The sequence below is a fragment of the Devosia sp. genome (genome assembly GCF_028290435.1).
GTDB lineage: Bacteria > Pseudomonadota > Alphaproteobacteria > Rhizobiales > Devosiaceae > Devosia.
The window spans coordinates 26,460-36,058 of sequence record NZ_JAQGJV010000085.1 but is presented as its reverse complement, the minus strand read 5'-3'; the positions used below and the strand labels follow the sequence as shown (position 1 = coordinate 36,058).

8 protein-coding genes are annotated in these 9,599 nt (G+C 65.3%); 5 read left to right on the top strand and 3 right to left on the bottom strand.

Features of this window, described 5'->3' with window-relative positions:
• Positions 1-65: 65 nt before the first annotated feature.
• Positions 66-2,015, bottom strand: coding sequence for a MacB family efflux pump subunit (locus JWP26_RS18965; RefSeq protein ID WP_299731474.1), 1,950 nt, complete (start codon positions 2,013-2,015; stop codon positions 66-68).
• Positions 2,015-3,211: an efflux RND transporter periplasmic adaptor subunit gene (locus tag JWP26_RS18960; protein WP_299731470.1), complete on the bottom strand. Its 1,197-nt coding sequence runs from the start codon at positions 3,209-3,211 to the stop codon at positions 2,015-2,017. The genes JWP26_RS18965 and JWP26_RS18960 overlap by 1 nt, the downstream gene beginning before the upstream one ends.
• 304 nt (positions 3,212-3,515) lie before the next feature.
• Between JWP26_RS18960 and JWP26_RS18955 the strand changes: the two genes are divergently transcribed.
• The 4 genes from JWP26_RS18955 (at position 3,516) to JWP26_RS18940 (ending at position 7,445) form a co-directional block, all read left to right on the top strand.
• The gene (locus JWP26_RS18955) at positions 3,516-4,289 is read left to right on the top strand and encodes an SDR family NAD(P)-dependent oxidoreductase (RefSeq protein ID WP_299731468.1); all 774 of its coding nucleotides are present in this window, start codon (positions 3,516-3,518) and stop codon (positions 4,287-4,289) included.
• A 103-nt stretch (positions 4,290-4,392) separates the two neighbouring features.
• Entirely contained in the window at positions 4,393-6,639 is a 2,247-nt protein-coding gene (locus tag JWP26_RS18950; protein WP_299731466.1) for an ATP-binding protein, read from the top strand.
• A complete protein-coding gene (locus tag JWP26_RS18945) occupies positions 6,636-7,292 on the top strand; it encodes a response regulator transcription factor (RefSeq protein WP_299731463.1) in 657 nt (218 codons plus the stop codon). Before JWP26_RS18950 ends, JWP26_RS18945 begins: the two co-directional genes overlap by 4 nt.
• An 18-nt stretch (positions 7,293-7,310) precedes the next feature.
• Positions 7,311-7,445, top strand: a complete 135-nt coding sequence (locus JWP26_RS18940; RefSeq protein ID WP_299731461.1) for a hypothetical protein — start codon at positions 7,311-7,313, stop codon at positions 7,443-7,445.
• Here the strand turns inward: JWP26_RS18940 and JWP26_RS18935 are convergent.
• Complete coding sequence (locus JWP26_RS18935; RefSeq protein WP_299731458.1) at positions 7,426-8,460, bottom strand: Ldh family oxidoreductase; 1,035 nt, start codon at positions 8,458-8,460, stop codon at positions 7,426-7,428. The two genes, JWP26_RS18940 and JWP26_RS18935, sit on opposite strands and share 20 nt — an antisense overlap.
• A 77-nt stretch (positions 8,461-8,537) precedes the next feature.
• Between JWP26_RS18935 and JWP26_RS18930 the strand changes: the two genes are divergently transcribed.
• Entirely contained in the window at positions 8,538-9,440 is a 903-nt protein-coding gene (locus tag JWP26_RS18930; RefSeq protein ID WP_299731456.1) for an aromatic ring-hydroxylating dioxygenase subunit alpha, read from the top strand.
• Positions 9,441-9,599: the final 159 nt, after the last annotated feature.

Below are 9,599 nucleotides of genomic sequence, written 5' to 3'. Positions count from 1 at the left end.
GTCACAAAGTTTCGGTGTCGGGGCGGGATCGTTGCCGATGGGGAACACTTCTGGCGGTACGGCGCTCACTCCCGCGCCAGTGCCTCCACCGGGTCCAGCCGCGCCGCCGAGCGGGCCGGCATGAACCCGAATATCACCCCGATCAGGCTGGACGACACGAATGCCAGGATGATCGTCTGCGCCGAATAGGTGACCTTGGCGCCCGCCATTAGCGAGGTCAGCGCCGCACCGAGGCCAAACGACAGCGCCACGCCAAGCGCCCCGCCGACGAAACACACCAGCACCGCCTCGATCAGAAACTGCCGCAGGATATCGCCGCGCCGCGCGCCCACCGCCATGCGGATGCCGATCTCCTTGGTCCGCTCGCTGACGCTAACCAGCATGATGTTCATCACCCCGATCCCGCCCACCACCAGGGAGATCACCGCAATGGTGGAAATCAGCAGCGTCAGCGTCTGCGCCGTGGATTCGATTGTGTCGCGAATGGTGGCGGTATTTTGCAGGAAGAAATCGGTCTTGCCGTCATGCAGCCGCGTCAGCAGCGCCGTGATTTCGTCCTCGGCCTGGGACATGTCGGCATCGTCGCTCACCCGCACCGCGATCGAACTCAGATAGTTTTGCCCCAGGATGCGGTCCATCGCCGTCGTATAGGGCAGGTAGACATTGGCGCTGTTATTGCCCGGCCCGAACCCGGTCACCGCCTCCACAACGCCGATCACCCGCACCGGCACCTTATCGAGCAGGATCACCTGCCCGATTGGGTCTTCGCCGTTGACGAAGAAGGCCGAGGCCGCGTTCTGGTCGATCACCGCCTCCTGCGTCCGCTGCTTCACGCTCGGCGCAGTGAACGGCACGCCTTCCGTAAACGTGCGTCCATTCACGCGGAAATAGCTGTCGCCCACACCGGAGATCGAGGCATTCGAGGACGTATTGCGGAACAGCACAGTGGCATTGGATGTCACCTGCGGGCTGACGCTATCGGCATAGCTTTGCGTAGCGATCGCATCGGCGTCCGAGGGCAGCAGCGTCTGGATGCGCGCACTGCGCCGGTCACCGAACCCGGTGCCGGGATAAATGTTGATCGTATTGGTGCCGAGCGAGGAAATATTGCTCAGCACCGTCTCCTGGCTGCCCTGGCCCAGCGCCACCACGCTCACCACCGAAGCAATCCCGATAATGATGCCCAGCATGGTGAGAAACGTGCGCAGCTTGTGCGCCACCATGGCCCGCATCGCCATGCGCAGCGCCTCGCCGGCCCGTGAAAATCCCTCGCGCCAGCGCGCCACCTTGCGCATAGGCTCCTCGGCCCGCACCGCCCCAAAGCTCTCGACATTGCGCCGATCGGCAATGATCGCCCCATCGGAAATCTCGATCACCCGCTCCGCCTGCGCGGCGATCAGTGGATCATGGGTGACGATGATGATGGTGTGGCCGTCCTTATGCAGTTCGGCCAGCAGCGCCATGAGTTCCTTGCCGCTCTTGGAGTCCAGCGCCCCAGTCGGCTCGTCGGCCAGGATTACCTCGCCGCCATTCATCAGCGCCCGCGCCACGCTGACACGCTGCTGCTGCCCACCCGACAGCGCGCCCGGCCGATGGCTCAGCCGATCGCCCAGCCCCAACCGCGTCAATAACGAAATCGCTCGCTTGCGCCGCGCCGCGGGCTGCGCTCCCGCATAAATCGCCGGCATTTCCACATTCTCGACCGCATCGAGATCGGTGAGCAGTTGATAGCGCTGGAAGATGAAGCCAAAATGCTCACGCCGCAGTTCCGCCAGAGCGTCCGGCCCGAGCTTGCCCACCTCGCGGCCGCCGAATTTGTACGTGCCAGCGCTCGGCCGATCGAGACACCCCAATATATTCATCAGCGTGGACTTACCCGAGCCCGATTGGCCCATGATGGCCACCATCTCGCCCGCGACAATATCGAGGTCGATGTCCTTGAGCACGGTGACGCTTTCCGCCCCGGTCTGGAACCGCCGGCTCAGGCCTCTTATCGCGATGATCGGCTCGGCCATCAGGGCCGCCCGCCGAACACACCGCCGCCCGGTCCGCCAAATCCGCGCTGCCCGCCACCCGTCGGCCGCGCCGCGGCGGTCGTGGTGCCGCTCTGCACCACCTGGTCGCCTTCGCTCAGCCCGTCGGTGATCTCGGCGCTCACATTATTGTCCAGCCCCACAGTCACCGGCTGCGGCTTGGTGGTCTGCGTCTTGGGATCATAGACCAGCACCATCAACTTGCCGTCGCGATCCTTGCGCAGCACGCCGGAGGGCACCACCAGCACCTTCTCGGCCTCGTCGAGCACGATGGTCACCTGCGCGGTCATCGAAATGCGCAGCCGGTGATCCAGGTTCGGCACATCGAACAGCCCGTTGTAATAGATGGCGGCGTCAGTCGTGGTGGTATCGGAATTAATCGAGGTCGGCGCCGGCTCCACTGCGCGCAGCTTGGCGTCGATCTGCACGTCGGGCTCGCCCAATATGGTGAAATACACCCGCTGTCCGGGCGTCACGCGCACCACGTCGGCCTCGGAAATCTCCGCCTTGATCACCATTGTGTCGAGGTTGGCGATCTTGACGATGGTGGGGATCTGCTGCGACGCGGTCACGGTCTGCCCTTCATCCACCAGCAGCGCCACGATGGTCCCGTCGTTCGGCGCCACGATCTTGGTGCGGCTGAGGTTGAGCTGCGCACTTTCCACCTGCAGCGTCGACTGCGCGATCTGCGCATCCAGCCCGTCGATCTGCGCTTCCGCCGATTCCACCGCCGCCTGCGCGGTCTCGAAATCGGTCTGGGCGATGAGGCTCTGCTGGAACATCTGCGTGGCGCGCGTCAGCGCCGCCTTGACCTGCGCCAGGTTGGCCACTTGCGCGCGCTTCTGCGCCTGGATGCCCGCCAATGCCGCCTCCGCGGCCTTGACGGCGTTTTCCTGGTTCAGCGAGTCGATCTGCGCGATCAGGTCGCCCTTCTTGACGTTCTGCCCCAGCACCACATTGACGCTGTCGATCCGGCCCGACACCTCGGCGCCGACGCTGACCAGCGAGGCCGGCTGCAGCACGCCCGACGCGAGCACCGTTTTTTCGATATCGCCCCGCTTCACCTCGATCGTATTGGGCACGCTGGCCGCCTCGGGCTTGCCGAATTGCCACCATGCGGCGGCCCCAAGGCCACCCAGGATCACCACGGCTATCAGCAGGCGAACAACGATCTTCAAATCTGGACTCTCCCATTCGTCTGGCAATATAGGGACGATCCGGCAATCCGTAACGTTAGGACTTGGAAAGCTTCATTGCCATTCGGCAAGCTTCCCCGGGGACAGACACCCTCACCGTCTTGGCTTCGCCGATCCACCCTCTCCCGAGGGGGAGAGGAATAAGAGCCCACGCCCTTCCTATTCTTCTCCCCGACGGGGAGAAGGTGGGCGCGTGGCGCCGGATGAAGGTGCCTGCCCCACCGAGCTTGACTAGCTCCCGACGCCAGCCCAGTTTGCCGCCAACCCTCCCACCCGGACACGTCCCATGTATCCCACGCTCGATCCCGCCGGCTTCACCGTCTTCATCACCGGCGCCACCTCTGGCTTCGGCGCCGCGGCCGCGCGCCGCTATATCGCCGCCGGTGCCCGCGTCATCGCCTCCGGCCGCCGCGGCGATCGCCTCGCCGATCTCAAGGCGGAGCTCGGCGAACGCTGCCACACCATCGAACTCGATGTCCGTGACCGCCCAGCCCTCGAAGCCGCCATCGCCGGCCTGCCTGCCCCGTTCGGCGCGGTCAATATCGTGCTCGCCAATGCGGGCCTGGCGCTCGGCCTGCAGCCCGCCGCCGAAGCCAATCTCGATGATTGGGAAACCATGGTCGATACCAATATCCGCGGCTTGATGGTCACCATCCGCGCCTTGCTGCCCGGCATCATCGCTCGCGGCGGCGGCCACATCGTCACCCTGGGTTCGGTGGCCGGCGAATATGCCTATCCGGGCGGCAGCGTCTACGGCGCCACCAAAGCCTTCGTGAAGCAGTTTGCCATGAACCTGCGCAGCGACCTGCAGGGCAAGAATGTCCGCGTCACCAATATCGAGCCCGGCCTGACCGAAACCGAATTCTCGCTGGTCCGCTTCAAGGGCGACGACACCAAGGCGGCCGCCCCCTATGCGGGCACAATGCCGATGAACGGCGACGATATCGCCGAGACCATTTTCTGGGCCACCACCCTGCCGGCCCATGTCAACGTCAACCGCATCGAACTGATGGCCACCACCCAGGCCTGGGGGCCATTTGCCATCCACCGCGAGGGGTGAGAGGTCCTCTTTGCCTCTCCCCACCTGAAGAAGTGAAGACCGCCCTTAACAATGCGCTAACCATTCTGTTGCACCAGCAAAAAATCCCCCCTCATATGCGGGGATGAAACCCGCTGCCGCCTCGCCCGGTCTCCTGCTCGTCGCCGTCGCGCTGCTCTGCGTGGTGCTGACATGGGTGACCTTTGCGGCGGCCACCAGCATGCCCCGCATGGGCCTAACACTGCTCGCGTCCCCCGATGGCACCGTCGTCACTGTCGCTGGCGTCGACCTGAACGCGCGGATCGACAATCCGGGCATCGTCCCGGGCGCCCGGCTGCGAGCCATCGGCACGGTGCCCGCCCCCGGCAGCGCCCCCGCCAAGCCGATCCTGATGCAGGCCGATGACGTCCGCCCCGAGCCCGATAGCCTCGAAACCTATGCCGCGCTCGACGCCTTCTATGCCCGCCAATCCATGCTGACGGCCATCGTGGCCCAACCCCGGGTAATGCTCTATCTCGTCAACCCGTTGACCGGGGCAGATTACACCGTCGTCGCCTATCCCAAGGGCAGTCCGTGGTGGACACTGCCCAGCGGCTTCTGGGTGCAGTTTCTCACCGGCGTCGCCGGCACGCTGATCGCCGGTTGGGTCTGGGCGCTGCGGCCGCGCGCGCTGGGGCCGATCATGTTCGCGCTGACCGCTATTGGCCTGATCGGCGCCACCGCCACGTCCGCCATATATGCCAATCGCGAACTGGCCATCAACGGCGACTGGTTCGCCACGATGGTCACGATCAATCACGCCGGCTCGCTGATGTTCGGCCTCGCCATCATCGGTCTGTTCCTGTGTTATCCGCGCCGGCTGGTACATCCACGCTGGCTGCTGGCTTTGCCGCTGGCACTGCTGGTCGCCATGGGGCTTGATCTGGCCGAGATCGGCGCCGGCCCGACCCAGCTCTACCTGTGGGTCGCGCTGGAAACGCTGGCCATTTTCATCACCATCGCCGCGCAATGGTGGTCGACCCGCAGGCATCCGTCGGATCGCGCCGCGCTGGGCTGGATCGGCTTGTCGGTGATCGCCGGCGCCGGCAGCTATACCCTGCTGGGCGCCGCGCCTGTGCTGCTGCACCTGCCCTTCGGCGTGCCGCAGAGCCACGTTACCGGCGTGCTCGTCGTCATCTATGTCGGCCTCGCCCTCGGCCTGCTGCGCTACCGTCTGTTCGAGCTGGGCCGCTGGGCCTATCGCATCCTGTTCTACACAGTGGGCGCGCTGCTGCTGCTTACTTTTGACGCCGTGCTGGTGATTACGCTCGATCTCGACAGCGCTCCCGCTTTCGGTTTGGCGCTGGTGACCGTTGGTTTCCTCTACCTGCCCCTGCGCGACTGGCTCTGGCAGCGCCTGACCCGCAGTCGCCAGATCGAGGATCACCAGCTTTTCGCCGCCGCCATCGACGTGGCCTTCGCGCCCTCCCGCCAGGATAGCGCCATCCGCTGGCGCGATCTGCTGGTGCGCCTGTTCGACCCGCTGGAACTGGCCGAAGCCGATGCCGGGACCGCCCAACCGAGCCTTACCAGCGATGGACTAATCCTGTTCCTGCCCGCAATCGCCGGCGCCCCTGCGCTTCGTCTGGCCTATCCGTTCGCCGGCCGCGGCCTGTTCGCGCCCGAGCATCTGCAGCTTGCCAATCAGCTCGTCACCCTCACCGAGCACGCCGAAGCCGGGCGAGCCGCCTATACGCGCGGCGTCGGCGAGGAGCGCCGCCGCATGGCCCGCGACCTGCACGACGATGTCGGCGCCCGCTTGCTGACGGGCCTGCACACCGCCGATGCCGCCACCCGTCCCATATTGCAGGCCGCGCTCTCGGATATTCGGGCCATCGTTTCGGGCCTGTCTGGCGATGAAGCGAGCCTTGACCGCGTCCTCGCAGAAACCCGCCACGAAACCGCGCGGCGCCTGGAAGCCGCCGGCATCGCACTGGATTGGCCGGTCAACGACATCCCCGCCGACACCATCCAGCTCGACTATCGCCTGCACAAGGCGCTGACCTCCTCGGTGCGCGAAATCGTCTCCAACGTCATCCGCCACGCCGAGGCGAGCACGCTGGCCGTCAGTCTCGACCTCGACGGCGACCGCCTCGCCCTCCACTTTGCCGACAATGGCATCGGCCTTGCCACCCCCGCTTTGGCCGGCGAAAGCCAGGGTTTTGGCCTGCGCAACCTGCGCCACCGCATCGAGGATGTCGGCGGCCGCTTTGCGCTCGCCAATACCGGCAAGGGCACCGCTATCGGCATCGACATCCCACTGCGCGTCACAATCCCCACCCCGGATCGGGGGCTGTCAGCCCTGCCCGAAGCGCTAGGGTCCACCCCATGAACACTTCACCCCAAACCGGTCTGTGCCTCTTGGTAGAAGACCAGCCACACACGCGCGACTGGATGCTCGGCGTCCTCGCGAGCGCCTTTCCCGGCTTGCGCGTCGCCACTGCCGGCACGCTGAAGGCCGCTCACCACTGGCTCGATGCCAATGGCACGGAGCTCACGCTGGCGGTCGTCGATATCGGCCTGCCCGACGGCTCAGGCATCGACATCGTGCGCCGCCTCGCCGCCGAGCTTCCCGATGCCCTGCCCATCGTCGCCACCATTTACGACGACGACGCCCATCTGTTCGAGGCTATCGCCGCCGGTGCCCGCGGCTACGTGCTCAAGGACGAGGAGGCCAGCCTGCTGGTTGGCTATTTCAAGCGCATCGAAAGCGGCGAGCCGCCGCTCTCCCCTTCCATCGCCCACCGTATGCTGGCCCATTTCCGTGGCCCGACTTTGGCCCGCCCCGATACCTCCGGCCTCAGTCCGCGCGAGACCGAAGTGTTAACCCTGCTGGCACGCGGCATGACCGTATCGGAGGCCGCCACCCGACTCGGCCTTCAACCCCAGACCGTGGCGTCCTATGTTAAGGTGATCTATCAGAAGCTCAATATTTCGAGCCGCGCGGAGGCCACCCGCGAGGCGCTGAAACGGGGACTTGCCTGAGGCTCTAGGAGTTTTGTAATGCGTATCCTGTGGACTGTACTTATAGTCGCCGCCCTGGCGGTCGTCATCTTCCTGCCCAAGGATTTCACCCTGTCCGAAGTCCCTCGCCTGGTTGCCCAGGGCGGTGTCGCCGCTACAGCCCCAAAAACCTGATCGTATCGGGATCGACCGGGGCCCCCTCGGCCTCGCGCCGCGCCACCTCCGCCCATTCCCGGTCGCCCGGCGCCATCACGACGCCGTCAGCTCGTGCCGGGGCGCCGCGCAGACTCTCCAGATAGCGCGTCATCATCATCCCGAACATCTCGCGCCCGACGAACTTGTCAGGGTCCACGATCATCACGAAATGCCCCATGTTCCGATGGCTGGAAATATCCCCGCCGCCGAACATCGGGATGAAATCGGTATCCAGCGTCGTGCCCGTCAGCAGCGCCGAAAACAGCGTTGCCACCCCGGCCAGCCCCGCGCCCTTATAGCCATAGCCCTGCCCGCCCAGCGGCAGCAGCATCTCCACCGCATGCGGATCGGTCACCATCTGCCCCGCCGCATCCGCCGCCACGCCCTCGGGCAGGTCCACCCCCATCGAGCGATGCAGCAACACCCGGTTCATCGGGATCGAGGACGTCGCCATGTCGAGAAACCACGGCTTCTGTCCCGGCACCGGCGCGGCGAAAGCCAGCGGATTGGTGCCATGAAACCGCGCCGCGCCATCATGCAGCGCCACCATGGAATCGGTATTGGTGGTCGCGAACGCCACGAACCCCGCCTCGGCTCCGGCTAGTGCATAAGCACCCGCCGCCCCCAGATGCGACGAATGCGCAACGCCCACCCCGGCGACGCCATTCACCCGCGCCAGCTCGCACCCGACCTCGACTGCCTTGTACGCCGCGTAATGCCCCAGCCCGTCATCGCCATCCACCATGGCACTGCCTGGCGCGCGAATATCCACCTTTAGCTCGGGGCTTTTGTTCAGCCGCCCGCCCGCCAGCATGTTGCAATAATGCTCGACCAGCCTGATGCCGTGGCTGTCGACGCCGACCCGCGAGGCATGCAGCATCGCGCGCGTCGCCGCCTGGAGCGATGCCTCGCTGGCGCCCGCCTCCCGCAAGGCCGCCGCTACCCGCACTTCCAGTTCCGCCAACGGAAACCGCGCGCCCTCACCAACCGCCATCTCATCCTCCAAGTTTATACTGGCAACGCCGCGCGACCCGTTTATTGTGACATCACACCTGCCACGAGATAATGCCCATGACCACCCCATCCCCCATCGACGCTGTCACCCGCGACCTCTGGCAGGTCATCGCCGCCGTCGATGAGACACCGGTCGGCGTGGTCAGCACCACGCTGCTGCTCGACCAGCGCCTCGCTTTCTCCCGCGACAGCGACGGGAGCCCAGTCGTTTGGCTGCGCACCACCGAAGAACACGGGGACGAAATCGATCTCGCCACCGTGACCGTCCGCCTGCCGGTCATCAGCGGCTACGGCTATATCTGGACCAGCTTCGGCAACCCGCCCGATCACCTGTTTCCCATTCCCGAATATGCCGAACCGGACCGCGTCAACATGAGCTGCGGCTCCATCGGCGTCGGTTCCTCCGCCCCGCGCATCGTCGAAAACTTCCTCGACATGGGCCACTTCCCCTATGTGCACACCGACATCCTGGGTGCCGAGCCCCATACCGAGGTCAAGGAATACGACGTTGAAGTCTCCGAGGAACGCGACGAGGTTTTGGCCACCCGCTGCCGCTTCTTCCAGCCGCGCGCGGCGCTCAGCGCCACCGAGGGCATCGAGGTCGAATATATCTACCGTGTGCCGCACCCGTTCTGCTCGGTGCTTTATAAATCCTGCCCCGAGGACGTCACGCGCCAAGACGTCATCGCCATTTTCCTGCAGCCCATGACCGCTGAAACCACCCGCGCGCACCTTCTGCAATCGATGATCGACAGCACCTCCACCATCACCGACCTGCGTCGCTTCCAGCAGACCATTTTCGGTCAGGACAAACCGATCCTCGAAAACCAGTACCCCAAGCGCTTGCCTTTGGACCCGCGCGCCGAAACCCCCATTCGCGCCGATAAATCCGCCATCGCTTATCGGAGATGGCTGAGCCAGAAAGGCATCACCTACGGCACAATCCCGATGGCGAGCTGAGGATTGAGGGCAAGCCAACCAGAAATGGCACGATCGCACCTCGTCCACCGACCTTCCCGCGGACTTGATCCGCGGGCCACTCGCCACAGGCGTTGCATGCCGATAGAGACCCGCGGATCAAGTCCGAGGGAAGCGCCGGTGGGAGTGATATTCCCTCAA

Coding starts and splice junctions, on each gene's coding strand:
- JWP26_RS18935 (WP_299731458.1), bottom strand. CDS start 8,460: ATGGCGGTTGGTGAGGGCGCGCGGTTTCCGTTGGCGGAACTGGAAGTG.
- JWP26_RS18940 (WP_299731461.1), top strand. CDS start 7,311: ATGCGTATCCTGTGGACTGTACTTATAGTCGCCGCCCTGGCGGTCGTC.
- JWP26_RS18930 (WP_299731456.1), top strand. CDS start 8,538: ATGACCACCCCATCCCCCATCGACGCTGTCACCCGCGACCTCTGGCAG.
- JWP26_RS18965 (WP_299731474.1), bottom strand. CDS start 2,015: ATGGCCGAGCCGATCATCGCGATAAGAGGCCTGAGCCGGCGGTTCCAG.
- JWP26_RS18950 (WP_299731466.1), top strand. CDS start 4,393: ATGAAACCCGCTGCCGCCTCGCCCGGTCTCCTGCTCGTCGCCGTCGCG.
- JWP26_RS18945 (WP_299731463.1), top strand. CDS start 6,636: ATGAACACTTCACCCCAAACCGGTCTGTGCCTCTTGGTAGAAGACCAG.
- JWP26_RS18955 (WP_299731468.1), top strand. CDS start 3,516: ATGTATCCCACGCTCGATCCCGCCGGCTTCACCGTCTTCATCACCGGC.